23 protein-coding genes and 1 tRNA gene are annotated in these 25,753 nt (G+C 68.6%); 11 read left to right on the top strand and 13 right to left on the bottom strand.

Annotated elements, in window-relative coordinates; genetic code table 11:
* Positions 1-96 precede the first annotated feature (96 nt).
* Both WFH00_RS06875 and WFH00_RS06870 read left to right on the top strand, forming a co-directional pair.
* Positions 97-1,068, top strand: a complete 972-nt coding sequence (locus WFH00_RS06875; protein ID WP_336659973.1) for a quinone oxidoreductase family protein — start codon at positions 97-99, stop codon at positions 1,066-1,068.
* Positions 1,069-1,184: 116 nt separating this feature from the next.
* Positions 1,185-2,156, top strand: a complete 972-nt coding sequence (locus WFH00_RS06870) for a quinone oxidoreductase family protein (protein WP_336659972.1) — start codon at positions 1,185-1,187, stop codon at positions 2,154-2,156.
* Between the two features lie 124 nt (positions 2,157-2,280).
* On the opposite strand, the gene WFH00_RS06865 is transcribed toward WFH00_RS06870, so the two are convergent.
* The 4 genes from WFH00_RS06865 to WFH00_RS06850 all read right to left on the bottom strand — a co-directional run bounded on the left by WFH00_RS06865 (position 2,281) and on the right by WFH00_RS06850 (position 7,443).
* On the bottom strand, positions 2,281-3,336 hold the full coding sequence (locus tag WFH00_RS06865) for a lipoate--protein ligase family protein (protein ID WP_336659971.1): 1,056 nt from the start codon (positions 3,334-3,336) through the stop codon (positions 2,281-2,283).
* A gap of 31 nt (positions 3,337-3,367) precedes the next feature.
* Positions 3,368-4,261, bottom strand: a complete 894-nt coding sequence (locus tag WFH00_RS06860; protein ID WP_336659970.1) for an alpha/beta hydrolase — start codon at positions 4,259-4,261, stop codon at positions 3,368-3,370.
* 83 nt (positions 4,262-4,344) lie between these two features.
* On the bottom strand, positions 4,345-6,009 hold the full coding sequence (locus tag WFH00_RS06855) for an amidohydrolase (RefSeq protein ID WP_336659969.1): 1,665 nt from the start codon (positions 6,007-6,009) through the stop codon (positions 4,345-4,347).
* 213 nt (positions 6,010-6,222) lie between these two features.
* A complete protein-coding gene (locus tag WFH00_RS06850) occupies positions 6,223-7,443 on the bottom strand; it encodes an MFS transporter (RefSeq protein ID WP_336659968.1) in 1,221 nt (406 codons plus the stop codon).
* A 245-nt stretch (positions 7,444-7,688) separates the two neighbouring features.
* Here WFH00_RS06850 and WFH00_RS06845 point away from each other — a divergent pair, with 245 nt between their 5' ends.
* Entirely contained in the window at positions 7,689-8,291 is a 603-nt protein-coding gene (locus WFH00_RS06845) for a TetR/AcrR family transcriptional regulator C-terminal domain-containing protein (protein ID WP_336659967.1), read from the top strand.
* Between the two features lie 152 nt (positions 8,292-8,443).
* On the opposite strand, the gene WFH00_RS06840 is transcribed toward WFH00_RS06845, so the two are convergent.
* Entirely contained in the window at positions 8,444-9,025 is a 582-nt protein-coding gene (locus WFH00_RS06840) for a TetR/AcrR family transcriptional regulator (RefSeq protein WP_336659966.1), read from the bottom strand.
* 103 nt (positions 9,026-9,128) lie between these two features.
* On the opposite strand from WFH00_RS06840, the gene WFH00_RS06835 reads away from it, so the two are divergent.
* A complete protein-coding gene (locus WFH00_RS06835; protein WP_336659965.1) occupies positions 9,129-11,714 on the top strand; it encodes an MMPL family transporter in 2,586 nt (861 codons plus the stop codon).
* 155 nt (positions 11,715-11,869) lie between these two features.
* Here WFH00_RS06835 and WFH00_RS06830 read toward each other — a convergent pair whose 3' ends face one another.
* The 4 genes from WFH00_RS06830 to WFH00_RS06815 form a co-directional block, all read right to left on the bottom strand.
* Complete coding sequence (locus tag WFH00_RS06830; protein ID WP_336659964.1) at positions 11,870-12,451, bottom strand: hypothetical protein; 582 nt, start codon at positions 12,449-12,451, stop codon at positions 11,870-11,872.
* Between the two features lie 608 nt (positions 12,452-13,059).
* Positions 13,060-13,398 carry a DUF3817 domain-containing protein gene (locus tag WFH00_RS06825; protein ID WP_336659963.1) on the bottom strand — a complete coding sequence of 113 codons (339 nt, stop codon included), beginning with the start codon at positions 13,396-13,398 and terminating at the stop codon, positions 13,060-13,062.
* Positions 13,399-13,532: 134 nt separating this feature from the next.
* Positions 13,533-14,411, bottom strand: coding sequence for a response regulator transcription factor (locus WFH00_RS06820; RefSeq protein ID WP_336659962.1), 879 nt, complete (start codon positions 14,409-14,411; stop codon positions 13,533-13,535).
* Complete coding sequence (locus WFH00_RS06815) at positions 14,408-15,868, bottom strand: sensor histidine kinase (protein ID WP_336659961.1); 1,461 nt, start codon at positions 15,866-15,868, stop codon at positions 14,408-14,410. The genes WFH00_RS06820 and WFH00_RS06815 overlap by 4 nt, the downstream gene beginning before the upstream one ends.
* A gap of 164 nt (positions 15,869-16,032) precedes the next feature.
* Between WFH00_RS06815 and WFH00_RS06810 the strand changes: the two genes are divergently transcribed.
* From WFH00_RS06810 to WFH00_RS06785, 6 genes are all read left to right on the top strand, one after another.
* The gene (locus WFH00_RS06810; protein WP_336660231.1) at positions 16,033-16,947 is read left to right on the top strand and encodes an ABC transporter ATP-binding protein; all 915 of its coding nucleotides are present in this window, start codon (positions 16,033-16,035) and stop codon (positions 16,945-16,947) included.
* Complete coding sequence (locus tag WFH00_RS06805; protein WP_336659960.1) at positions 16,944-18,074, top strand: ABC transporter permease; 1,131 nt, start codon at positions 16,944-16,946, stop codon at positions 18,072-18,074. Before WFH00_RS06810 ends, WFH00_RS06805 begins: the two co-directional genes overlap by 4 nt.
* Before the next feature lie 114 nt (positions 18,075-18,188).
* Positions 18,189-19,727 (top strand): DHA2 family efflux MFS transporter permease subunit, encoded by a 1,539-nt coding sequence (locus WFH00_RS06800; protein WP_336659959.1) that lies wholly within the window; start codon positions 18,189-18,191, stop codon positions 19,725-19,727.
* 72 nt (positions 19,728-19,799) lie between these two features.
* Positions 19,800-20,099, top strand: a complete 300-nt coding sequence (locus tag WFH00_RS06795) for an MTH1187 family thiamine-binding protein (RefSeq protein WP_336659958.1) — start codon at positions 19,800-19,802, stop codon at positions 20,097-20,099.
* A 127-nt stretch (positions 20,100-20,226) separates the two neighbouring features.
* Entirely contained in the window at positions 20,227-20,862 is a 636-nt protein-coding gene (locus WFH00_RS06790; RefSeq protein WP_336659957.1) for a hypothetical protein, read from the top strand.
* Between the two features lie 44 nt (positions 20,863-20,906).
* Positions 20,907-21,575 carry a PRC-barrel domain-containing protein gene (locus WFH00_RS06785; RefSeq protein WP_336659956.1) on the top strand — a complete coding sequence of 223 codons (669 nt, stop codon included), beginning with the start codon at positions 20,907-20,909 and terminating at the stop codon, positions 21,573-21,575.
* Between the two features lie 47 nt (positions 21,576-21,622).
* On the opposite strand, the gene WFH00_RS06780 is transcribed toward WFH00_RS06785, so the two are convergent.
* The gene (locus tag WFH00_RS06780) at positions 21,623-22,429 is read right to left on the bottom strand and encodes a purine-nucleoside phosphorylase (protein ID WP_336659955.1); all 807 of its coding nucleotides are present in this window, start codon (positions 22,427-22,429) and stop codon (positions 21,623-21,625) included.
* 168 nt (positions 22,430-22,597) lie between these two features.
* Positions 22,598-22,671 (bottom strand) — tRNA-Met (locus tag WFH00_RS06775).
* 197 nt (positions 22,672-22,868) lie between these two features.
* On the opposite strand from WFH00_RS06775, the gene WFH00_RS06770 reads away from it, so the two are divergent.
* Positions 22,869-23,291 carry an organic hydroperoxide resistance protein gene (locus WFH00_RS06770; RefSeq protein ID WP_336659954.1) on the top strand — a complete coding sequence of 141 codons (423 nt, stop codon included), beginning with the start codon at positions 22,869-22,871 and terminating at the stop codon, positions 23,289-23,291.
* A 201-nt stretch (positions 23,292-23,492) separates the two neighbouring features.
* Here WFH00_RS06770 and WFH00_RS06765 read toward each other — a convergent pair whose 3' ends face one another.
* Both WFH00_RS06765 and WFH00_RS06760 read right to left on the bottom strand, forming a co-directional pair.
* Complete coding sequence (locus WFH00_RS06765; RefSeq protein WP_336659953.1) at positions 23,493-24,638, bottom strand: hydroxymethylglutaryl-CoA synthase; 1,146 nt, start codon at positions 24,636-24,638, stop codon at positions 23,493-23,495.
* Positions 24,635-25,702, bottom strand: coding sequence for a hydroxymethylglutaryl-CoA reductase (locus WFH00_RS06760; RefSeq protein WP_336659952.1), 1,068 nt, complete (start codon positions 25,700-25,702; stop codon positions 24,635-24,637). Before WFH00_RS06760 ends, WFH00_RS06765 begins: the two co-directional genes overlap by 4 nt.
* Between the last annotated feature and the right edge of the window lie 51 nt (positions 25,703-25,753).

Genomic DNA, 25,753 nt, shown 5'->3' with positions numbered 1-25,753 from the left:
CACCTTCTGATGGCGCGACACGCTGCGCAAGTTACCCCGATCCCATCTCGACGGCGGCAGGTGCGGGTCGGCGGGCCGCGGCGTAGGCTCGAACGCATGACGACGATGCGCGCGATCTCCGTTCCCCACGCCGGCGGCCCCGAGCTGCTGGAGTTCATCGAGGTCGAGAGTCCGACGGCCGGCCCCGGCGAACTCCTCGTGCAGACGCGCGCGGTGGGCGTGAACTTCATCGACACGTACCATCGTTCGGGCGCTTACCAGGTCGACTACCCGTTCACCCCCGGTGCAGAGGCCTCCGGCGTCGTCCTTGAGGTCGGCCCAGGCGTCGAGGGCTACGCGCCCGGCGACGTCGTGACCACGGCCGAAGGGTCGCGCACGTACGCTCAACGCTTCGTCGTTCCGGCGGAGGCCGCGGTGCACGTGCCCGGAGGCATCCCGCACGATGTCGCGGCCGCGATCCCGCTGCAGGGGCTCACCGCGCAGTACCTCGCGACCTCGGCGGCGCAGCCCCAGCAGGGCGACACCGTGATCGTGCACGCGGGCGCTGGCGGAGTCGGCCTGATCCTCACCCAACTGCTCGTCGCTCGCGGAGTGCGCGTGTTCACGACGACCTCAACCGAGGAGAAGCGCGAGCTGAGCCTGGCGGCTGGAGCGACCGAGGTCTTCGGTTACGACGACTTCGCCGAGCGAGCCCGCGAAGCGACGAACGGCGAGGGCGTCGCGGTGGTGTACGACGGCGTCGGCGCCCGCACCTTCGACGACTCCCTCACCGCGCTGCGCGTCCGCGGCGAGCTCGTGCTCTTCGGCGCGGCGAGTGGCCCGGTGCCGCCGTTCGATCTGCAGCGCTTGAACGCCGGGGGATCCCTCTCGGTCACCCGCCCGTCGCTCGGTCACTTCCTCCGCACGCCCGAAGAGCGCGCGTGGCGCTACGCCGAGATCTTCGACGCGATCGCGGCGGGAAGGCTCGACTTCCGCATCGGGGCGCGCTTCCCGCTCGCTGAGGCAGGTTACGCTCACGAACAGTTGGAGTCGCGGGCGACGACGGGCAAGGTGATCCTCGAACCCTAGACGCACAGCGCGCTTGCTCGAGCCCATTGCTCCCGCACGCAACCCGTAAAGCATGCGCCGCGAGACGGCGGATGAAACAGGTGCGGCCACAGGGAGCGCAGCGTAGGCTCTCAGCCATGGCAAAGATGCATGCGATTACGGTTGCCCACCCGGGTGGCCCTGAGCTGTTGCAGTTCACCGAGGTCGAGAGCCCGGAGGCAGGCCCGGGTGAACTGCTCGTGCAGACGCGCGCCGCGGGCGTCAACTTCCTCGAAATCCATCAGCGCTCGGGCGAGTACGCCGTCGACTATCCGTTCACGCCTGGCACTGAGGGCGCCGGCGTTGTGCTCGAGGTGGGCGCGGGCGTCGAGGGGTTCGAGCCGGGCGACGTCGTCACCACCTCCGAAGGCGTGCGCACCTACGCCGAGCGATTCGTCGTTCCGGCAGAATGCGCCGTGCACGTGCCGGAAGGTATCCCGCACGACGTGGCCGCAGCGATTCCTTTGCAGGGGCTCAGCGCCCACTACCTTGCGAACTCCGCCGCGAACCCCCGAGAGGGCGAGACGGTCGTCATTCACGCGGGCGCCGGCGGCGTTGGCCTGCTCCTCACACAGGTGCTCGTTGCGCGCGGCGTCCGTGTGCTGACGACGGCGTCAACGGAGGAGAAGCGTGAACTCAGCCTCGCGGCGGGAGCCACCGAGGCACTCGACTACGACGACTTCGCCGACCGTGCCCGCGAACTCACGGACGGTCGGGGAGTCGCGGTCGTCTATGACAGCGTGGGTGCGCGAACGTTCGACGCTTCCCTCGCCTCGTTGCGCACCCGCGGCGAGCTCGTGCTGTTCGGCGCGGCGAGCGGGCCGGTGCCGCCGTTCGATCTGCAGCGCTTGTTCGTCGGCGGATCCCTGTCGATCATTCGACCGGGCTTGGTGCACTATTTACTCTCGCCCGAAGAGCGCGCGTGGCGCTACGGCGAAATCTTCGATGCGATCGCGGACGGAACGCTCGACTTCCGCATCGGCGCGCGCTTCCCGCTCGCTGAGGCGGGTTACGCTCACGAACAGTTGGAGTCGCGGGCGACGACGGGCAAGGTGATCCTCGAACCTTAGTTCATCAGACCGGTTGGCAGCGCGCCCCCTGACTGCGGCGCGCCGCCGAGCGGCCAGCCCGCCCGCCGCACAGCCAGCCCAACGCACAGCCGCCCATCGCACAGCCGCCCGCCGCGCCGACCCGCTACGGAACGCGACGGATCCACTCCTCCGTCAAGAACTTCTTCTCGACGAGGCGCTCCGCCGCATCCCACTCACCCTCGGTGACTTCGCCGTCGGTGCCGCCGTGGCGACGCTTGAACACCTCGACCATGCGGTCGATGATCTCCTCGCGCGTGAGCCCGGTCTGACTGCGCAGCGGATCCACGCGCTTCTGGGCGCTCGCCGTGCCCTTGTCCGAGAGCTTTTCGCGCCCGATCCGCAGCACCTCGGTCATCGCCTCGGGGTCCATGTCGTACGCCATGGTCACGTGGTGCAGTACCGCGCCCGACCCGAGACGCTTCTGCGCCGCCCCGCCGATCTTGCCGTGCGGGCTCGTGATGTCGTTCAGCGGCTTGTACACCGCGTCGATGCCGAGCGACTTCAGCGCCTCGAGCACCCACTCGTCGAGGTACGCGTACGAGTCGGCGAAGCTCATGCCCCGCACCAGCTCGCCCGGCACATAGAGCGCGTAGGTGATGCACGCTTCAGGCTCCATGTACATGGCACCGCCGCCCGAGATGCGTCGCACGATCTGCGCGTGCCGCGCTGCCGCCTGCTCCTCGTCGACCTCGTTCTTCACCGATTGGAAGCTGCCGATGAACACCGCGGGAGCGTTCCACTCCCAGATGCGCAGCGTCGGGCCGCGCAGCCCTTCGCCAACCGCTGCGGTGAGTACCTCGTCGAGCGCGGCGTTGAGCACGGGTGCGACGGGCGGCTCGTGGAGAATCTGCCAGTCGTAGTCGCGCCAGTGCGCGGCCCCGGTCACAGCGCGGCGGATCGCGACGCCCACCGAATCGGGAGTGAAGCCGAGCAGGTGCACCTCCTTCGGCAGCTTCTGCGAGATCGCGGTCGAGAACTCCTCGATCGTGCCGTTCGGGTGCATGCCCTCGATCGCCTCATTGATGCAGTCGAGTGCGTCGTCGGGCTCGAGGAAGAAATCCCCCGAGAGCCGGAAATCGCGAATCTGGTCATCGACGACGTCGAAATCGACGACGACCAGCTTGCCCCCCGGGACCTTGTACTCGCCGTGCGTGCTCATGGGTTCAGCGTACGCCCGCGGGAGCGCCGCCTCAATCGCTTGCGATCCGCTCCTGGATCCAGGTCGTCACATCGGCGAAGACCTCGTCGCGGTTCTCCTCGTTCAGAATCTCGTGACGCGCGCCCGGATACACCTTCGCCGTGACGTCGCGCACGCCCTTCGCGCGGAACGCCTCAGCGAGCAACTGCACGCCATTGCCACGACTTAGCGGGTCGTCGGAGCCGGAAGCGATGAGGATCGGCACCTCCGGCGCCAATCCCGCGCCCGGCTTCCCGAAGAGTCGCAGGCCGTCAGCGACACCGAAGAGCTTCAGAATGTCGGCCTCGAAGCAGAGGGGATCCCGCACGAACGCCTCGCCGACGCGCTCGACGCGACTCAACCATTCGAAGCCGGTCTTCTGCTCCTTCACCCACGCCGCGTTGAGGTTCCCGCTCTCCATGTGGCGGAAGGTGCGGAAGGCCGACCCCGAGAGCACGACCGCGTCCCACGTGCGGGGGTGCTCGTTGAGGATCCGCTGCGCCATGAGCGACCCCCAGGAATGCGCGAAGAGCGCGAGCGGAAGGCCCGAGTGCCGCTCCCGGGCGAGGCCGGCGAGGTGCCTCACAGCCGCCTCGGCCGCGAGCAGACCGCCCGGTCCCAGCTTGCCGAGGCGCGCGAGATCGCCCGCGTGCTGACGCCGACCGGTCTCACCGTGTCCGCGGTGATCGTTCGCAACGACGGTGAATCCCGCCCCGACCAGGTGCCGCGCGAACGCCTCGTAGCGCAGGGCGTGCTCGCCCACGCCGTGCGCGAGCTGCACGACGCCCAGGGGATCCGTCGCCCGCCACTCATAGCACTGGATCTCGACACCGTGCTCGTCGGTGAACGAGAAATCGACCCGCTCGCACTCCACGCCGGTCTCGGCGCGTGCCTCCTCGTTACTCATTGCCCCATTCTGTCGGCTGCACTGGGCGCGCGCCAGGGAGTCGGCTGAGTCGGGCAGGATCGCGGGGCGTCGCTCGCTTCGCCCTACTCGGCGGGGGTCGCGATCTGGCCGTCAACCGCCGTCAGAACCGCCTCGGCGCCGAGCAGCAGTTCAGGCGCCTCGGTCAGCGGGTTCACGCCCCACACCACGAAGTTCGCGCGATACCCCGCGGCGACCCTACCGAGCTCGCTCTCCCAACGGGTCGCGTAGGCCGTTCCCAGCGTGAGCGCCTCGAGCGCCTGCTCAGGCGTGAAGACGCGCTCAGGCTGATACGGCGCGCGGTCGCGCTCAAGTGCCGACTTCGCGGTGAGCGCGATGAACAGGTTGTCGGGCGCTTCGTGGGGCGCGGTCGGTGCGTCGGTGCCGAGCGCGATGTGCACGCCGGCCTCGCGGAACTTGTGCCACGGGAATCCGGTGGTCGCCCGCTCGTCGCCCAGCACGGCCTGCCAGTTGTCGAGCACCGCGGGGTCGCAGTGCACGGGCTGCATCGAGGCGGTGACGCCGAGCTCGGCCATGCGCGCGATCGTGTCGTCGGCCACGTACTCGAGGTGCTCGACGCGGGGGCGGCGGTTTGGGTTGGGGCCGTTCACGCGCTCTGCCTCCGCGATCATGTCGAGCGCGATGGTGCTCGCCTCGTCGCCGATCGCGTGCAGCGCGAACTGCAACCCAGCGGCATCCGCTGCGACCGCGACGGGCAGCGCGAACTCCCGCTCCCAGATCGGACCCGGCATGGCGCCGTTCGCGTAGGGCGCGCGCATCGCGGCGGTGCACGCGTCGATCACACCGTCGAGGATGAACTTGACGCCCGCAATACGAAGCCACGTGTCGCCGTAGGTCTCCGCGATCTCGTCTCGGATGCGCACGACCTCCGCGATCTCGGCGAGATCCGTCTCGAGATCACCCGACGCCGTGAGCAGCCAGTGCGCGTTCACCGGGAACGGGAGTCGGCCGTCGCGGTCGAGGATGCGGCGATACGCCTCGAGGTCCGCGTGACCCAGCGACATCTCAGTCGCGCCGGTGACTCCCGTCGCGAGGTAGGCCGAGAACGCGTTGTCGAGGAAGCGGTCGCGATCCTCGTCGGTTGCGACCTCCTCCAGGTATCCCCACGCGTGCTTCACTGCCGCCGTCTCGAGCAGGAAGCCCGTCGCGTCGCCGTTCTCATCGCGTACGATCTCTCCGCCCACCGGATCCGGGGTCTCTCGCGTGATGCCCATCGCCTCGAGCGCGGCGGTGTTCACCCAAACGGAGTGCAAGTCGTTCGCATCGAGCACCACCGGAACGTCAGCGACGACCTCGTCGATCATGGCTGCGGTGGGGCGTTCACCCGGTTCGAAGATGTCGAATCGCCAGCTGACACCGGTGAGGATCGACGCGTCGGGCTGCGCCCGCCGCGCCTCCGCGAGCCGGCGCTGCACCTCTGCCACGGTCTCGGCGTCGCGCAGCTGCACCTTGCCGAGCGCCTCGCCCAGCATCATCATGTGCGCGTGCCCCTCGATGATGCCGGGGGTGACGAAGGCGCCGGCGAGGTCGATCTCCCGCACCTCGGAGTCGGCTGCGCCCGCCGCTTCCCGCGCGGCGGTGTTCACAGCGTCGAAGCTCCCGACGGCGAGCACGCGGTCGTCCTGCACGGCGAAGCTTTCCTGCGTCGGCTCATCGGCAGACCCGGTGAAGATGGCGGCGTTGCGGTACACGGTGATGGGGGCGGACATGAGGCTCGCTTTCGGTTCGGTTCGGTTCGACTGGCTGCGGTTCGGTTGGCTTGCGACTGCTGTACTTCTGCGTGCGGGGTAACTTTCGGCGCGTGTCGGGCCGCTGCACATGGCGACACGCGTCACAACTTACCCCGATCGCAGGGGTTGTAGGGGTGGTGGTTCGCTGACGGGCCGGATCGCGCGGCGCCGTGAAGGCCGCGCGATCCGCACTCAGACCCGCGCGACCTCGGGCTGCAACGCCGACGCTCGCGCCAGCGCCCGCTCGGCGCCGGTCGATACGCGCGCAACGAGCGCGACCGGCACGATGACCGCGAAGCTGACGATGCCCGTGATGAGGGTGAAGCCGGCGACGCCGAACCACTCGATGAAGAGCCCGCCGATGAGCGGCGCGAAGCTCGAGCCGACGAGGTAGGCGCCGAGCAGCGGCCCGGACCAACGGCCGCGCGCATCGAGACCGGCCGCGGTCGCGATGAAGAGTGCGAAGGCGAAGGCGTAGATCGAACTCACCGCGATGATGAGCACGGCGAAAGTGGTGGCATCGGTGGTGAGGCCCGTCCACACCTTCAGCGCGCCGCCGATGATGAGCGCGATGGTGAGCGGCCAGGCGCGGCCGAAGCGGTCGCCGATGATCGCGGCGACGACCATGCCCAGGATCCCGCCGCCCGCGGCCAGGCTCAGCGTGAAGCCGAGGGGCTGCTCGGCGATCCCGAGCACGTCACCCATCACCGGCGCCATTGTCCAGATCGCATCCTCGCTCGTGCCCCAGATCGGGAAGAGGAACAGGATCGCGACGCCGGCGATCGTGATGCGGCGCGGCTCGGCGATCTGCAGGCTGCTCGTGACGTCGACGGGCGCCGCGTGCTCGGGTGCTTCGGGGAGCCAGACCGCGAGCGCGAGGCCCACGAGCGAGATCAGAGCAAGCGTGCCGAAGACGCTGCCGTGCGAGATGCCGACGAGCGGAATGACCGCGAGGATCACCGTGATGAGCGCGCGGTTCACCAAGCCGCTCGTCGCCGAGACGCGGTTGGGGTTGCGCAGTGCCGCGATCGCGGCGCCCGAGGTCGAGATGGCCGTGCCCACGCCCGCGCCGCCGACGATGAGGCCGGTGACCGCAACCGGCGCCGACTGCACGAAGGTGGCGAGGCCGAACGCGATGACCGCAACGACGAGGCCCGCGATGGCGAGCGGGCGGCGCAGACGGCCGGAGGCGACGCGACCGGTGCCGAGGCCGACGACCGCCGAAGCCAGCAGCGCCCAGGTGAGGATGTTGCCGGCGGCGACCGGGTCGAAGCCCATGCTGCCGAGCGCGGTGATGATGAACGGTGCGAGGTTCGCCATCATCAGGCTCGCGAGCGCAATGATGAAGGTGGCGCTGCCGTTGCGGAGCGTCAGGGGGAACCGGGGATCTGCTTCGATCGCGGGCGTAGTCAACGGTGCTCAATTCTCCGGCGACGGCGCCGGTGGTGTCGTAAACCGAATCTGTTTCGGTTTTGCTGCGTACATGTTCCTCCGTGTGGGAGGATCTGTCAAACAGGGGTGCGGATCGGCCCGAAGCCGTGCGCCCGGACGCGTGCCGCGCTGGTAGGCCCAGCCCTACGGGCGAGCCCAGCACTGCCGGGCCCGCCCCGCACCTACCCGGCCTGCGATCCAGGCCCCGACCCAGACCGGAGACGCACGTGGCACGACCGAGAACGGCTCGACTGAGCCGCGAGATCATCGGACGCGCCGCGATCGAGCTCGCGGAGTCGGGCCGCGAACTGCAACTCGTGCCGCTTGCTCAGAAACTCGGCGTCAGCGTCTCGTCCCTCTACCACCATGTGAACGGACGAGACGGCGTGATCCGCGCCATGCGCGAGGTGCTCGTGCCGCGCTATCTCGCCGCGGTGCCGGCCGACGCCGGGTGGGAGTCGCGGATCCGCGCGGAGGTCGAGCGCTCCTGGCGCATGTACGCGGATCACCCGCGAGCGCTCCAGTACATGCTCACTTCGGTGATCGACGAGCCCGACGTGATGCGCTTCTACAACGCGCTCGCCGAGGCGCTCGTGGAGGCGGGGCTGCCGCGCGGTGAGATCCTGACCACCATCGAAGTGATCGACGCCTTTACGTTCGGAGCCGCCCTCGATACGCTCTCGCCCGCGACGATTCTCGACCCCGCGAGCGCGGGCGAGGTGCTGCAGGGGTTGATGGCGGATCACCCGAGCGGTGCCGAGCGAAACCGCCGCCTGTTCGACCGCGGTCTCGACCTGCTCCTCGCCGGCATCCGCGCCCGCGTCGCGTAGCGCTACGCGCCCCCGCCGCCGCGCCCGCCTCTGAACCCCTCCACCCCTGCGATCGAGGTAACTTTCAGCGCGTGTCGGGCCGCTGAACATGGCGACACGCGTCACAACTTACCCCGATCGCACGTGCGTCGGCGTCGGCAACGGCGGCAGCGCTAGCCGGCGTGGCCGAGGGCGACGGTGATCAGCCCCTCGATCGCGTCGTCGTCGAGCTGCGAGCGGCTGAGCGCCCGGAGCAGCAACGCGCCGACGAGTGATTCGGCGATCTCGTCGATGGGCGCGTCCGCGGCGAGGCGCGACTCGTTTTCGATCGCCGCCGTGAGCCGCGTCGACAGCGCTCCCGAGCCGGCGATCGCATCCCGCAACCGCTGGCCCACCTCGGCATTGTCGGTCGCGGCGGCGATGAGGGATCGCGCGAGGCCCTGCCCCTGCTTGCTCAACAGCACATCACCGATCTCACGCAACCACGCGCCGAGATCCGCGCGGATGTCGCCCGTGTTCGGCACGTCGAGCCGCTCGCGCAGGATCATGCCCTCGAGCAGAGCCTCGGCGATGATCGCGCTCTTCGAACCCCACCAGCGGTAGATCGTCTGCTTGCCGACCCCCGCTCGCGACGCGATGGCCTCGATCGCGAGCTGATCGTATCCGCGCTCGGCGAGCAGTTCGACGGCGGCGGAAAGGATCGCCCGGCGCGCAGCTTCGCTCCGCACTGGGCCGGATCGCGTGGTGGCGCGCAAGGCAGCTCCTCCCAGTAAAGACGAGACGGTCCGTGTTATCTTACCCGTGCTGGTCGACGATGATGGCGGCCGAGCAGCCGCCTCTCGAATTAAGGGAGAGTGCATGGCCGAGTTGCTTCACCGTCTGGGAACGTTTGCCGCGAAGCGCGCGTGGGCGGTGATCGTCGCGTGGATCGTGATCCTCGGTGTTGCCGGCGGCGGTTTCCTGCTCGGGTTCAAGGGACTGAGCTCGAGTTTCGACGTGCCGGGCACCGCGTCGGGCAAGGTGCTCGAGGAGCTCGAGGCGTCGCTGCCCGACTTCAGCGGCGCGTCCGGGACGGTCGTCTTCCACTCAGAGGACGGGACTCCGCTGACCGACGCGCAGCGATCCGCCATCTCCGAGCTCGCCGAAGAGGCGAAGGATCTGCCCCACGTCGCCGACGTCATCGATCCATTCGATGCGCAGCAGCAGCTCCGAGACCAGCAGCAGGAGATCGAGGACGGCCGCCAGAAGATCGAGGACGGCCGCGCCGAGATCGAGGCCGGCCAGCAGCAGCTCGAGGCCGCACGCCAGCAGGTGCTCGCCGGTCAGCAGCAGCTCGACGCCGCGAACGCGCAGCTCGCCGCGATCGAAATGCCCGATGAGCAGCGCGCGCCTCAGCTCGCGGCGCTCGAGGCCCAGCAGCAGCAGCTCGACGCCGGGAACGCGGAACTCGACGCGCAGCAGAAGAAGCTCGACGAGGGGGTCGCGAAGCTCGACGCCAACCAGGAGAAGCTCGAGAAGGGTGCCGAGCTCGCGTCGTACGCGGAGAACATTCGAGTGGTCGCCGACGATGACGCGACCGCGCTTGTCAACGTATCGTTCACCGAGCCGCGCCTCGACCTGTCGCAGGAGACGAAGGACGCCGTCGTCGAGCACTTCGATGGCGCCGACATCGACGGCGTCGAGGTGGCGATCTCGACCGACATCTCACAGGGCGTGCCCGAGATTCTCGGCGTCGGCGAGGCGATCGGCGTGGTGCTGGCGGCGATCGTGCTCGTGGTGGTGCTCGGCTCGATCCTGGCCGCCGCGTTCCCCATCGTCACCGCGCTCGTGGGCGTCGGCATCGGCGCGATGGCGACCCTCGCGTTCTCGGGCGTGACGCAAATGGCCTCGGTCACGCCGATTCTCGGGGTGATGCTGGGGCTCGCGGTCGGCATCGACTACTCGCTCTTCATCCTGTACCGCCACCGCAAGCAGCTGCTGCAGGGCGCGGGGGTCGTCGAGTCGATCGGCCTCGCCAACGGCACCGCCGGCAACGCCGTCGTCTTCGCGGGCACGACCGTGATCGTGGCGCTGCTCGCGCTCAACATCACGGGCATCCCGTTCCTCGGGCTGATGGGCACGGCGGGTGCCGTGAGCGTTGCGGTCGCCGTGCTCATCGCGATCTCGCTGACCCCTGCGCTGCTCGGGCTCGCGGGCACGCGTCTGCTCGGCAAGCGCGCACGGGCTCGGGCCGCAGCGGCGGCGGCAGCGAGCGCGACCGCGGGTGACGCTGTCTCCGCTGCGGCGGCAGGCGTGACCGCGGGTGAGGCTGTCTCGGCTCCGGATGCGAACCTCGGCGTGAAGCCCATGACGAACGCGCGCGCGATCCTCACCGCGGTGGTCACCACGGTCGTGCTGCTCGTCGTCGCGATCCCGTCGATGTCGATGCGGCTCGGCCTGCCCGACGGCGGATCGGAGGCCGAAGGCTCGACCGCGTACCAGGCGTACACGCTGACGAACGGAGCTTTCGGCGAGGGCGTCAACGGTCCGCTGCTCATCACGGCGGATCTTCCGGACGGGCTCGACGACGACGGTGTACTCGACGCGCAGCTCGCGGTCGCCAGCAAGCTCGCGTCTCTCGACGACGTCGATGCCGTCGCCCCCGTCGCGGTCTCCGACGACGAGCGGTTGGCGGCCTTCCAGGTGGTGCCCGTGGAGGGCCCGAACAGCCTCTCGACCGAGGCGCTCGTGCGCGAACTGCGCGAGCTGCCGCCCGTCGACGGCGACATCGAGCTCGGGGTCGCGGGCCAGGCTGCGATCAACATCGACATCTCGGAGGGTCTGCAGGACGTGCTGCCGCTCTACCTCGCGGTGGTCGTCGGGTTGTCGTTCCTCATCATGGTGATGGTGTTCCGCTCGCTCGTCGTGCCGCTCATCGCGACGGGTGGCTTCGTGCTGTCGCTATTCGCGACGTACGGCGCCGTGACCGCGGTGTTCCAGTGGGGCTGGCTGGGCGATGTGCTCGGCGTGCACAACCCAGGGCCGATCCTCAGTTTCCTTCCGGTGATCCTCGTCGGAATTCTCTTCGGGCTCGCGATGGACTATCAGCTCTTCCTCGCGACGGGCATGCGCGAGGCGTACGCGCACGGGGCGCCCGCGCGGCTCGCGGTGGCGCAGGGCTTCCGGGCGGGGCGCACGGTCGTGATCGCGGCGGCGATCATCATGGTGGCGGTGTTCGGCGGCTTCATCGCGTCGGACTCGGTGATGATCAAGTCGATGGGCTTTGGACTCGCGCTGGGCGTGCTGTTCGACGCGTTCGTCGTGCGCATGCTGCTCGTGCCGGCGCTCATGCACCTGGTGGGACGCGGTGCGTGGTGGCTGCCGCGGTGGCTCGACCGCATCATCCCGAACGTCGACGTGGAGGGCTCAGCGCTGGAGCGCCGCCACCCCGTGCACCACGGGTAGGCGCCCCGCCCCGCCGCCCCGCAACCCCTGCGATCGGGGTAAGTTTCGACGCGTGTCGCACGGCAGATCGCCGCAACACACGCCGAAACTTACCCCGATTCCACGTGGGCAGACCCGTGGGCAACGAAGGACGGTTCAACGCTATTCGAGCAGAATCAGTGGCGTGCGCGCGACTTGGAGACCGCCGCAGCGAGCGCGCGGAGAAACGCGCGCGGATCGAGAATGTCTTTGTGCGTGACTTGGATCACCGTCCACCCCGCTTCAGCCATCAGCCGGCGCCTGTGGAGGTCAAACTCCGCCTGCTGTAAGCCACTGAAATGGTGCCGACCCTCGTACTCGATCGCAATTCGGAGCTGGGGGTAGCCGAGATCAGCGTGAAACACCCGGTCGCGAGTGGAAACAGGGCAGTTCACGATCGGTTCTTCGAACCCTGCGTCGATGATCGTCAGTCGAAGGAAGGACTCTTGCGGAGAATCGACGGGCGCGCGAAGCAGCGCGATCGCTCGGTGTCGCAACGGCGCCCCCAGCGTGTTCCGGTGCCGCTTCCTCGCATCCGAGAGAGCTTTGAGGTCGCAGAGCGGTGAGGTACGTTGGCCCTGCCCGTTCACGATGCGCGACCCCGAGAGTAGAAAGTCTCCTGCCGCAACAAGCTCGGTAAGGGAGACGACGGCCGCGAGCTGGCACCAGATATCTGCGGGCGCGGGCGTTGTGATACCGTCTGTCGAGGCCCAGGTCACGGTGCCATTCCGGACCCGGTGTCCTGCGATTGAACGTAGTTGTGGCGCGCGGTGAGGACCGAATGACGCAACATCGATACGGCCGCCGGATGGTTGCGGGGCCGGGATCCCCCAGATCGCCGCAGCGGATCGCCGCGACAGAAAGTGCTCTGCCTTCAGCGACATCCCCACCGCGATACACCTTTGACGGTAGTCGAATTGGTCGTAACTGAAATCGGGGTGCAGCACGATCCCTCGCTCAACACGTCGCACGTCTGCTGCGCGAAGCCGATGTGCTGGCACGCCCGCGGCACGAAGCTCCGCAACGCGGTAGGCGCCGGGCTGCTGTGGGATGGGCATTCGACGCGTCACGACGCCAGTTTGGCGGCGGCATGCCCTGTGGACGCCGTCGCCAAAGCCAATGTGGAAAAGTTGCTGCCGTCGGCCCCGTGCCGCACCCTGTGCACGCTTCAACAGCACCGCACCCAGCGAGTCGCCGCCCACCCCCCCCTAATGCGAGCGGGGTAACTTGCGTTGGGTGTCGGGCGGGAAGGGGCCGCGACACGCGTCGCAATCTACCCCGATCCCATGAGCGCAGCCGGGCGCAGCGCGGCGGCGGAGCAGGGGAGTTAGGCGGACGCCCGCGCGGCCGCGAGGCGCGGAGCGCTCAGGCGGCCGGTGCGGCGCAGCCAGATCTCCATCGGGATGGTGAACAGCGGCGGCACTGACGCGGCGAGCGCGACCAGCGCCACGATCCACGACCAGCGCATGCGGATCGCCGTGGCGATCGTGATCCCGACGTATGCGATGAACGCGGCGCCGTGCAGCGACCCGAATACTGTCACCACCATCGGCGTGGTCTCGGTGATGTACTTCAAGAACATTCCGACGAGGAGCCCTGCCCAGGTGAAGGCCTCGATGAATGCGATCCAAACGTAGGCGCGGCCCATTCCAGTGGCATTCGTCATGCGGCCGATCTTATCGATGCGAAATCGCAGCCACCCTGGCGCGTTCCCAGTTCGATTTGATCACTCCTCGCGGCGCGGCGCTCATGGCTCCGGTGGGTAACGGCTACCGCGTGTTCGCGGGCGAGAGGGCCCGGCTATCCGCGGGTATGCGCCCAGACGACCGCCTGGATGCGATCGCGCACGCCGAGCTTCTGCAGCACGTTCGAAACGTGCGTCTTGATCGTGGCCTCGCCCAAGTAGAGGTCTGCGGCGATCTCACCGTTCGACTTCCCCTCGGCGAGGAGCGCGAGCACCTCGCGCTCGCGCTCCGTCAGGCCGGCGTCTTTCATCGCGGCACGGGCAGGATCCGCGGCGGCCGAAGCGGCCACCGTGCTGCCAGCGATCTCGGCCACCAGCGAACCAGGGCGAGCGCGGTCGCCCAGCGTGGCAACCGCGGCTTCGGCAGCATCGGTCGAGTGAGTGCTGGCCGGATCGTGCGTGCCGGCGGCGCTGGCGCGATCCGCTGCGACGCGTTCAATGACCGCTCGGGTGACGTCCGGGCCGAGGAGCGCGTCCCCCGCCGCGAGGGAGCGGACGGCGTCGATCAACTGCTCCGCCCGCGACGTCTTCAGGAGAAACCCGCTGACGCCCGCCGCGAGTGCATCGAAGAGGTACTTTTCGTGGCCGAAGGTCGTGAGCACCAGCACCGCCGGCGCGGCGGCAACGCCGGACGCGCTCGCGTCACCATCGTCACGAGAGCCCATCGCGGCGGCGCCACGCACGGCGTGATCGCCGGCGCCAGCCCTGACGCTCGCTGGAGCACCGAGGATGCGCCTTGTCGCGGAAATCCCGTCGAGCACGGGCATCTCGACATCCATGCAGATCACGTCAGGAGCGAGCTCTGAGGCGAGCTCGACCGCGCGCTCACCATTCTCGGCCTCGCCGACCACCTCGATATCGGGCTCCGACTCAAGAATGATGCGAAAGCCGGACCGCACGAGCGCCTGGTCATCGACGAGAAGAACGCGGATCATGCGGGCCTTTCGGTTGAGCGGGAAGAGCCGGTGGAAGATGGGGAGGTGAACACGACATCGACGGTGACTGGGCCCGAGGCGCGAGCCGATTCGGGTAGCAGCGTCGCGGAACCGGCGGTCGCAGAAAGCGCTTCGAGGTCGGAACCCTCGCGCTCGGCAGTTGCTGGGACTCCCGAACGCGCACCTGTGTCTGCGGGAACTCCATTCGGCGTCGGCACTCGAGCACGCACGAGGAACCCACCACGCTCCCGCCGCTCCGCCGTGACCGTGCCGCCCACCGCACCGATGCGCTCCCGCATGCCACGGAGGCCGAGCCCGGAGCCCGTGTGCCGTGGCGTCAGCTGCTGCCGCACCCCATCGTCGCTCACTTCCACCTCGATGGCATCCGGAGTGAATCGCAGACGCACCTCCGCCACGGCGCCTCGGCCCGCGTGCTTGCGCACGTTGGTCAGCGCCTCCTGCACCACCCGGTAAAGAGCGACGTCGACGAGCATCGGCACCGGCCGTGGATCGCCCGCGACGATGAACGTCGTGGGCGTGCCTGAGCTCTGGGACTCAGCGACCAGCGTCGGGAGGTGGGCGACGCCGACGGTCGTTGGCGCGGATCCCTCGTTTCCCGGGTCGCGAAGTGTGCCGAGGAGCGCACGGAGCTCTGTCACGGCCGCGTTAGCGCTCTGCTCAACGACTTCGAGCGCGGAAGCGGCGCGATCCGGATCCCGCGACAGCAGACGGCGCGCCGCCGCCGCTTGTATGCCCATCACGGAGACGTGGTGAGCGACCACGTCGTGCAACTCGCGTGCGATGGCGATGCGATCGAGCGCGACCGCCTGGGCCGCGCTCGTCTGCCGCTCGAGTTCGAGTTCGCGACCCTGTGCCGCGAGGAGCGCTTGAACTCGCGCGGCCCGCCACGAACGCTCACCGAAGAAGTATGCGCCGCCGAAATACAGCAGATTCGTGATGATCTGGATGACGGCGAATGTCGCAAACGCCGAGAAAATGCCCGAGCGCGAGATGCCCGGGAAGGCGTCCTCCTGCGACGACGAGACGATGAGCGAGATCACGAGCCACCCGATCATGGCGACCCCGATGCCGAGACGAGACCACACTGCGAGCGCTCGCCGCCGCTCCCACGCGCCCACCGTGTAGAGCGCGCAGAACAGGCTGATATTGATGATGAGGATCTCGGGAACACCGAACTGCCCGCAGATGAAGAAGCCGACGGAGACCGCCACGGCGACCGGCACCGGATAGCGGCGCCGGAACGCGAGCGGGAGAGTCGCCAGCCCGAGGCCGACCGCCCACACCCAGGCAGACGCCGTGCTCGGATACATCCCCGTGCGCGCATACAGGAGCGCGGTCATGAGAGCGGCGAAGGCGAGGAGCACCGCGAGGCCCGCGTCAGCGCGCAGCCCCTGCGCGTCCGGCGCGGGCCGACTCCACTCTGCCTGATCAGTCATTGTTCCAGCGTAGGGCGCACCTCCGACATCGCGGGGCGCGGGTGACGAATCTCCGCCGAGAGGGGGAGCGCGGCAGGCGCAGCGCGATCCAGCATCATCCCTGCGGGGGAGGCGCGATGTCGGAGGTCCCCGCCAAGCTGGAAGCATTGAAGGAAGGGATCGACATGATCGACATTTCAGGCGTCTCGCGGAGCTTCGGCGAGCGACGCGTGCTCGACGACGTGAGCTTCACCGTCGCGGGAGGCCGCATGACCGGCTTCGTCGGAGGTAACGGTGCGGGCAAGACCACGACCATGCGCATCATCCTTGGAGTGCTGACCGCGGACGCCGGCACGGTGAGCATCGACGGCACCGCGCTCACGCCGGCGGATCGCGCTCGCTTCGGCTACATGCCCGAGGAGCGAGGTCTGTACCCGAAGATGCGGGTGCTCGAGCAGCTCGTGTACCTCGGACGCTTGCACGGGCTCGGGGCGCAGGCGGCGAAGCGCTCGGCGGAGAGCCTGATCGAGCGCCTCGGTTTGGGTGAGCGAGGAAACGACACGCTCGAGAGTCTGTCACTCGGCAACCAGCAGCGCGCGCAGATCGCCGCAGCGCTCGTGCATGATCCGACCGCGCTCGTGCTCGACGAACCGTTTTCGGGGCTCGACCCGATCGCGGTCGAGGTCGTGCTCGGGGTGCTGCGCGACTATGCCGCGCGTGGGGTACCCGTGCTCTTCTCGTCCCATCAGCTCGATATCGTCGAGCGGCTCTGCGATGACGTCGTGGTCATCGGCGGTGGCAAGATCCTCGCTGCGGGCTCTCGAGAGGGCCTCCGCGCCGAGCACTCCGGCTCGAGCTTCGAACTCGAGCTCGCCGGTCCCACCGCCGATGCGGGATGGGTACGGGAGCGGCCGGGCATCGAGGTCACGCACCTCGATGGTGGCTTCGTGCGCTTCGACGCTGCCGATGAGCACGCCGCGCAACGTGTGCTCACGGGCGCGGTGGAGCACGCACAACGGAGCGGTGCCGGCGTCACGGTACAGCGCTTCGCCCCGATTACCCCTTCACTGGCCCAGATCTTCAAGGAGGTCGTGCGATGACCACGACAACGAACACCGTGCGATCCTCGTCGCGCCCCGTGAGCGGCCCGCAGGCCGCATGGCTTGTTGCTGAGCGCGAGATCACCACCCGGCTGCGCAGCAAGGCGTTCCTCATCTCCACCGGCGTACTCCTGCTGCTGGTGCTCGGCTCGGTGCTGTTCAGCGGCTTCATGGCCAAGAACGGCGGCTTCAACGGGGATACGAAGGTCGCGGTCGTCGGCGGCGCTACGGAGGCGGTGCAGCCTCTCGACGGTAATGGCTTCGAAGTGACTGAGGCGGCGGATCGCGCGGAGGCCGAGCAGGCAGTGCTCGACGGCGACGTCGACGCGGCGGTGATTCCGGGAGGCGATACGCCCGTGGGTCTCATGATTCTCGCGGAAGACAGCGCGCCGATGAGCCTGCTGCAGGCGCTCTCGGCGTCGCCGGAGGTCGAGCTACTCGCGCCCACGACCGATAATCCGGCGCTCGCCTACGTCATCGCCATCGCTTTCGGCGTCGTCTTCATGATGAGTGCCATCACCTTCGGCACGACCATTGCCCAGAGCGTGGTCGAGGAGAAGCAGACGCGCATCGTCGAGATCCTGCTCGCCACCGTCTCCGCTCGCACGATGCTCGCGGGCAAGATTCTCGGCAACAGCATCCTCGCCCTCGCGCAGGTCGTAGCGATCGCCGCGCTGGCCTCCGTGGGCATGCTCGCGACGGGGCAGGATCTGCTGCTCGGCGAGCTCGGCACCGCACTCATCTGGTTCGGCATCCTCTTCGCATTCGGTTTCGTGCTGCTCGCTGCGATGTACGGTGCCCTCGCCGCTCTCGTCTCGCGGCAGGAAGACATCGGATCGGTGACGAGCCCCGTCATGATGCTCGTGATGCTGCCCTATGTCGGCGTCATTGTCTTCTACGACAACCCGACGATCCTTTCCATCATGAGCTACGTGCCGTTCTCGGCGCCCGTGGGCATGCCGATGCGCCTCTATCTCGGCACGGCCGAGTGGTGGGAGCCGATCGCGTCCCTCGGCATCCTTGCCGTCTCGATCGCAATCGTCATCACGCTCGGGTCGCGGATCTACAGCAACTCGATTCTGCGTATCGGCAGCCGAGTCAAGATTGGCGAAGCACTGAAGGGATAAGCGCCGGGTTCCCGGGTTCCCCGGGTTCCCGGATTGCGGGGTGGCGCTGATAGCGGATTTTCCGTCGAGCGCCACCCCGCTCTCGATGTCGGAGGCCCGGAGTAGTCTCGTCAGGTGAGCTCCGAACACCCTGCAACTTCTCGTCCCGAAATTCGACCCTGGGCAGCCCTCTGGTCGCTCGTCCTTGGGTTCTTCATGATCCTCGTCGACACGACCATCGTGTCGGTCGCGAATCCCTCGATCATGGAGGGGCTCGACACGACGATGGTGGCGACGCTGTGGGCGACGAGCGCCTACCTACTCGCTTACGCAGTGCCCCTGCTCATCACCGGCCGTCTCGGTGATCGCTTCGGGCCGCGACGGGTGTACCTGGTCGGTCTGACCGTGTTTACCCTGTCGTCGCTCGCCTGCGGGCTGTCGGGCACCATCGAGGCGCTCATCATCGCGCGAGTGTTCCAGGGCTTCGGCGCGGCCGTGATGACGCCGCAGACCATGGCGGTCATTACGCGCATCTTCTCGCCCCGCAATCGAGGTTCGGCGATGGCCGTCTGGGGCATCACCGCCGGCGTCGCGACGCTCGTCGGCCCGATCCTCGGCGGTGTGCTGCTCGATGGGTTCGGTTGGGAGTGGATCTTCTTCATCAACGTCCCGGTCGGCATTGTCGGTTTTGTGCTCGCGATGCGGTTCGTGCCTCGGCTCGAGACGCATGCTCACCAGCTCGACTGGATCGGCGTCCTGCTCAGCGCAGCCGGCATGTTCATGCTCGTCTTCGGCATTCAGGAGGGCGAGAGCTATGACTGGGGCGTGATCTGGGGCCCGATCTCGGTGTGGAGCCTGATCGTGCTCGGCGTCGTGGTGCTCGTGCTCTTCGTGGTGTGGCAGCGCGTGCAGCGCGGCGAGCCCCTGTTGCCGCTCGAGATCTTCCGGGACCGCAACTTTTCGGTGGGTTCGACGGCGATCACCATGGTCGGGCTGTCGGTCACGAGTATGAGCCTGCCCCTCATCTTCTACTACCAGCTGGTGCGCGGGCTCACTCCCACCCAGTCGGCACTGATGCTCGTTCCGATGGCGCTGCTCTCCGCATCCCTCGCTCGACCGGTCGGAAAGCTGATCGACCGAACCGACCCGCGGCGCATCGCGACCTTCGGCCTCACGCTCGTGGGCATCGGAACCCTTCTGTACTTCTTCCTGCTGCGCCCGGACACGCCGCTCTGGCTCCTCCTCGTTCCGAGCGCTGTGCTCGGCGTCGCAAACGCGTGCATGTGGGGGCCGCTCGCGTCGATCACCACGTTCAGCCTCGCTCCCGAGCTGGCCGGGGCAGGGTCGGGCGTGTACAACACGAGCCGGCAGATCGGGGCCGTTCTCGGTTCCGCAGCGATCGCGGCGCTCATGCAGGGGCGCATCACGGCTGAGCTCGGAGGCGATGCGGCGAGCGGTGTGAGCGGAGCCGGAGGCGCCGGCGGGCACGAGGGCGGCGCTGGGGGCGCGGCCGCGCTGCCCGAGTTGCTCCACGACGGCTTCGCCGCTGCCATGGGGCAGTCGCTGCTCCTCCCCGTCGCCGCCATCCTGCTCGGAGCCGTGATCTCGCTGTGGTTCGCGCCCCGCCCCGAGAAGACGCGCACCCATCCCGTCGATATACCCGCCGACGCCTAAGCAGCGAGCGCGCCAGCACACATCCCAACACGCACGCCCGCACCCACCCCACCCGAAAGGACCCCGAGCATCATGATCCTCGCATTCTCCGTAGCGCCGAGCGGCACCGGCAACGCCTCCGTTTCGGACGCCGTCGCCGAGGCCGTGAAGGTGGTGCGCGCCTCCGGCCTGCCGCATCGCACCTCCTCGATGTTCACCGAGATCGAGGGCGAGTGGGACGAGGTGTTCGACGTCGTGAAGCGCGCGACCGAGGCCGTGCTGCCGTTCGGGTCGCGGGTGTCGCTCGTGATGAAGGCCGACATTCGCCCCGGCCACACCGGTGAACTCGACGGTAAGCTCGAGCGCCTCGAAGCGGCGATCGACGCGTCGTAACCTCTCCCAAACTCCTGAAACTGAGAGGTCAACCCCCGCGCGGGATCGACCTAGCCGCGCGAACCTTGAGTCGTGAACGCCGCATCCCGTGAGGGTGGCGGCGCACCGACACGAGGGGAGCACGACCATGAGCAGTCTTCAGAATCCAGCTGACGAGAGCCGGCCCGCCGCGGTTTCGGTAGAGCGAGGGCCCACGCAGCGGGAGGCGGTCATCGACCGCGAGAAAGAGGAGTTCGGCGGCATCAAGTGGGGCGCCGCGTTCTTCGGCTGGCTCGCTGCGATGGGTATGGCGGTGCTTCTGACAGCTCTCGTGAGTGCGATCGGCGCGGGTGTCGGACTCGGGGCCGTCGACGGCGAGGTGGACAAAGCGGCGGACGACCTCGCATCGAACGCTGACACGGTGGGCATCGTCGGGGCGATCGCGCTCGCCGTGATCCTCTTTATCGGTTACTACTGCGGCGGGTATGTCGCGGGCCGCATGGCGCGCTTCTCCGGCGCGAAGCAGGGGCTCGCCGTATGGATCTGGGCCATCGTGATCGCGATCATCGTCGCCATCGTGACCGCGATCGCGGGATCGCAGTTCAATGTGCTCGGAAACTTGAACGGGTTCCCGCGCATCCCGATCGATGAGGGCACGCTCACGGTGACCGGCATCGTCACGGCGATCGTTGTCGTGCTGGTGAGCCTCGGCGGCGCGATCTTGGGCGGCATCGCCGGCATGCGCTACCACCGCCGCATCGACCACGTGGGTCTCGGGCGCTGAGCGCCTCACACACCACGCAGGCATCAGCGAAAGGAACCCACGACATGATCGATCAGAATTCCATCAATAGCCTCTTCGACGCGCAGGTGCTCGACCCCGAGGGTGACAAAATCGGCGTCGTGAAACAGGTCTACGTCGACCACGAGGGCGGGCAACCGATGTTCGTGAGCGTCGCGACGGGCCTGTTCGGGAGCTCGGAGACGTTCGTGCCGGTGCGCGACGCAGAATTCGACGGGCACACCCTCCGAGTGCCGATCGACAAAGCCACGGTCAAGCACGCGCCCCGCATCGACGCCGGTGACACGCTGTCAGACGCGGAGCGCGACGAACTGTGGGAGTACTACGAGCGGGCGGAACGCGACGATGAGGATCGCGATGCGCAAGACTCTTCGCGCGATCAAGGCCGAGACCAGGTCGACGACGCAGGTCCAGACCCCGTCCTCCTGTCGGGCCCGGGTGCCGCCCGCGACAGCGCCGGCGCGCACGCCGCAGTCGATGGGATCGATCACGACGCGGACCGCGGAGCGGATGTCGGAGCGGCTCGGGACCGAGATTACGACGGAGATCCTGGTCGGGTCGACGCGGATTCGCGCGGCGCAATGCCCGACCGCGTCATCCTGCGCAGGCACATCGTGACGGTCGACCAGGACGTGGTGGTCCCCGTCGATCAGGACGACGACGACCCGACCGTCCGCGACGGCCGCAGGCAGTAGAAGATTAAGGGTGGTGGCGGGGCGCGCCCCCGCCACCGATCCCGAGCCTAGAGCTCGGCGACGAGCTCCGTGAGCAACTCTGCGAGCCGCCCCTCAGCCGCCTTGCCCTCTTCGAGGACCTCGAGGTGGTCGAGCGGAGCGCCGAGCCCCGCGGCCTGGTTCGTGATGAGCGTAATGCCCAGCACCTCGAGGCCCGCCGCCCGGGCCGCAATCGCCTCGAGTGCGGTCGACATGCCCACCGCTTGGCCGCCGATGCGGCTCAGGTACTGAATCTCGGCCGGCGTCTCGAAGTGCGGGCCGGGAAGCTGCACGTAGACCCCCTCGCCGAGCTCGGGCCGAACGCGCTGCGCGACTGCGCGCAATCGCGACGAGTAGAGGTCGGTGAGGTCGACGAAGTCGGCGCCGCGCAGCGGGGAGGTCGCGGTGAGGTTGATGTGATCGCTGATGAGCACCGCCTCGCCGACCGCGAACTGCGGATCGATGCCGCCCGCGCCGTTGGTGAGCACCATGGTCTGCACGCCCGCGGCGGCCGCGGTGCGAACACCGTGCGCTACCGCATCGACGCCCTTGCCCTCGTACAGGTGCGTGCGCGACCCGATGACGAGCGCGTGCTTGCCGCTGGCCAGTCGCACCGAACGGAGCGTGCCGGTATGCCCCGGGATTCCGGTCGTGGTGAAGCCGGGCACCTCGGTCGCCGGAATCAGCGCGACGGTCTCGCCGAGGCGGTCGGCCGCAGCGGCCCAGCCACTGCCCAGCGTGAGGGCGATGTCGTGCGAGGGAACGCCCGAGATGCGCGCAATGGCGGCGGCGGCTTCATCGGCGAGGGCTTGGGGATCAACGTGATCGACAGACATGGATGCAAGCTTAAACGCTGCGGTCGCGCTGGGGGCCGCGCCACTCGCACCGACGGATCGCGGCATGGCCGCTTCGAGAACCGTCAGTCGAAACGTGGCACCAACAACGAACGCCCGGCCCCCACTCAGGGGATCCGGGCGTTCACGATGCCGTACGGCACCTTCTCGTTGCGGGGGCGGGATTTGAACCCACGACCTCCGGGTTATGAGCCCGGCGAGCTACCGAACTGCTCCACCCCGCGGCACACCGCCAGCGTATCCTCTCCTCCGCGCAGGCGGCGAATCGCTCCGGAGCCCGGGCGAGGCGGGCAAGGCGGGCGAGGCGGACGGCGCGGACGACGCGGGCGGGGTCCGCTGTCAACGGGGCTGTCATTCCACAGCCGACGGGCGTACGCTGCGAAATGGCGCGCATTCGGTGCGCCCGAAGAAAGGGGAGTTCATGAGCATCCTGTACACCGCCGAGGCACTCTCGACCGGAGACGGCCGCAACGGACACGTCAAGACCGTCGACGGCCTGATCGACACCGATGTGCGCATGCCGAAGGAGATCGGCGGCGCGGGTGGCGCTCCGAACCCCGAGCTGTTCTTCGCCGCCGGATACGCCGCGTGCTTCCACAGCGCAGTGCAGGCGGTCGCGCGCGAGAAGAAGCTCGACGTCACGGGATCGAGCGTGGGATCGCGCGTGCACCTGAACGACAAGGACGGCGGCGGGTTCAAGCTGTCGGTCGAGCTCGAGGTGGTGCTCCCCACCCTCGATCACGCTCAGGCGCAGGAAGTCGCGGACGCCGCGCACCAGATGTGCCCCTACTCCGACGCGACGCGAGGCAACATCGAGGTGAAGATCTCCGCGTCCGACGACTAAGGTCTGCGCGCCCCGGCATGCATGGGACACGAGTGGCCGTTTGCGGGCGCGGAAGCGGCCACTCGCGTCCCGTGAGCGGGCAGCCGCGGAGAGACACGGGCCCGGGCAACCGCGGGGAACTGCGGCTTAAGGCTGCAAGCAGGGCGCGGCAAGCGGGGGGGCGGATCGGCGCAGCGCGATCCGCCCCCGCTTCGAAAGCCCCTAGCGGCGCTCGTATCGCCGCGCGCGCCCCTCGATCCCCGCGAAACGGAATGGTGCGGCGGTCACACGCGGCGTCACCACGTCGGTATCGCTCGGAAGCGCCCGCGCGTGCAGCTCGCGGTACTCCGGCACGCTCAGCGGCACGCGCGAGTCGAGCACGGACGTGAAGTGGTCGGTGCGGGACTCGGCGCCGGTCTGCACCACGCCGGTCAAGAACTCGCTCACGCTGCCCGAGCCGTAGCTGAACAGGCCCAGGCGCTTGCCGGTGAGCCCGCTCTCGTGGTCGAGCACCGACGCGACACCCGCGTAGAGCGATGCCGTGTACGCGTTGCCGAGGCGCCGGTTGTACACGGCACCTTCCGCGAGGCCCGCGTCCCCGAGCTCGACGCCCGTGTACTCGGCCAGGCGCGCCTGCGCCTTCCGGGCCATCTTCGTGTACGGCTGGTGGTAGATGAGGCGGTTGATCGCGCTGATCGCGGGCCCGCCCTGGGCCGCGAGGTCGTCCCATGCGCCGGTCATCGCGTCGAGATACGCCGAGATCGACAGCTTGCCGTCGACGATCGCGGTGGATGAGTCGTTCGGCCGCCAGAAGTCGTCGACGTTCGCGGAGAACAGGCCGGTCGCCGGTTCGATCTCGATGAGCGCGGGGTCGGCGGCGATGAGGATCGCGGCGGCACCTGCACCCTGCGTGGGCTCACCCGGGGAGTCGAGCGCGTACCGCGCCACGTCGCTCGCGATCACGAGCACGCGCTCACGCGGGTTGCGCTGCACGATGCCGATCGCGGCCTGGATCGCCGCCGTTCCGCCGTAGCACGCCTGCTTGATCTCGGCGACGCGCACCTGCGGGGGCAGCCCGAGCAGCTGGTGCACGAACACGCCGGCCGCCTTCGAGTGGTCGATCCCGGACTCGGTCGCGAAGAGGAGCGTCCGCACACCCTCGAGCCCGTTGCGGTCGAGCACCGCGAGGGCGGCGGTCGCGCCCATCGTCACGATGTCCTCGTCGGGCGCGGGCACGCTGAACTCGTCCTGCCCGAGGCCGATGCGGTACTTGTCGGGGTCGACGCCCGTGGTCGCCGCGAGCGCGGCGAGGTCGAGCACGTGGTGCGTGCTCGCGAGTTCGATGTCGTGAATGCCGATAGCGGTCATGCGCTCGGCGTCTCCTTCCGTTCGATCCGCAGGTGCGCGGCCATGAGTTCGCCCGGGTTCGTCTGCGCGGCGATGAGCGACAGCTCACCGCACAGCACGGTCGCGGCCATGAGCTCGGCGAGCCGTCGGGCGTTCTCGCCCGGCTCCCGATCCTCGCGGCAGCCGATCCGAGTCAGCGCCTCTTCGATGTGGGGCAGGTGCTTGCCATTGCCGACGGTGCCGACGATGAGGTGCGGCACGGTGCACGAGAAGTACAGCCCCTCGGGGCGGTTCTCGGCGTAGGTGATCCCCTGCGATCCCTCGACGATGTTCGCGGCGTCCTGCCCCGTGGCGAGGTAGAAGCCGAGCAGCATGTTGGCGTAGTGCGCGTTGGCCGAGCGGATCGCTCCGGCGATCGTGCTGCCGACGAGGTTCTTGCGCACCACCATGTCGACGACGCGTTCGGCGGTGGTGCGGAGGCCGCTCTCGACGAGGTCGTGCGGGATCAGGATCTCCGCGACGACGCTGCGCCCGCGCCCGAGCACGCCGTTCACCGCGGTCGCCTTCTTGTCGGTGCAGTAGTTGCCCGAGATGGAGCCGTAGGAGATGTCGGGGCCCCACGACAGAATGCGGCTCATGAGCGCGTCGGCGGCGTTCGTCACCATGTTGTGGCCCGAGGCGTCGCCGGTGGTGAAGGCGAATCGCACGAACAGTAGGTTGCCGACGATCTCGGAGTGCGCCTCGATCAGGTGCGCGTGGCGGCTTCCGCTCGTGACCACCTCCTGCAGCTCGCTGAACCGTGACTCGATGGCCTGCGCCGCGAGCTGCGCGCCGACGGCGCCGGGAGCCGTGAAGAGCACCGATCGCGTCATACGCTCGCCCGTGACGACGGTGCGGATCCCGCCCTCGACAGCGCGAGAGATGCGGGCGCCGCGGCCGACGGACGGCCACAGCGGCGTCTCGTACGTCGCGAGCGGCACGGAGACCTCACCGGAGACGGCGGACCCGGTGATGCGGATCGGCCCGACCCAGCTAGTCGGGATCTCGGTGACGGTCTCGCGGTGTTCGTGTTCGGGAACGCTCATGGCTTCCTTCGTGAGTGAGGGGTGTGGATCGGCGAGCGGCCTGCCGCGCGG

Source organism: Leucobacter sp. USHLN153 (assembly GCF_037145615.1).
In the GTDB taxonomy this organism is placed as follows: Bacteria; Actinomycetota; Actinomycetes; order Actinomycetales; family Microbacteriaceae; genus Leucobacter.
This window is presented reverse-complemented; position numbering and strand designations above follow the sequence as displayed.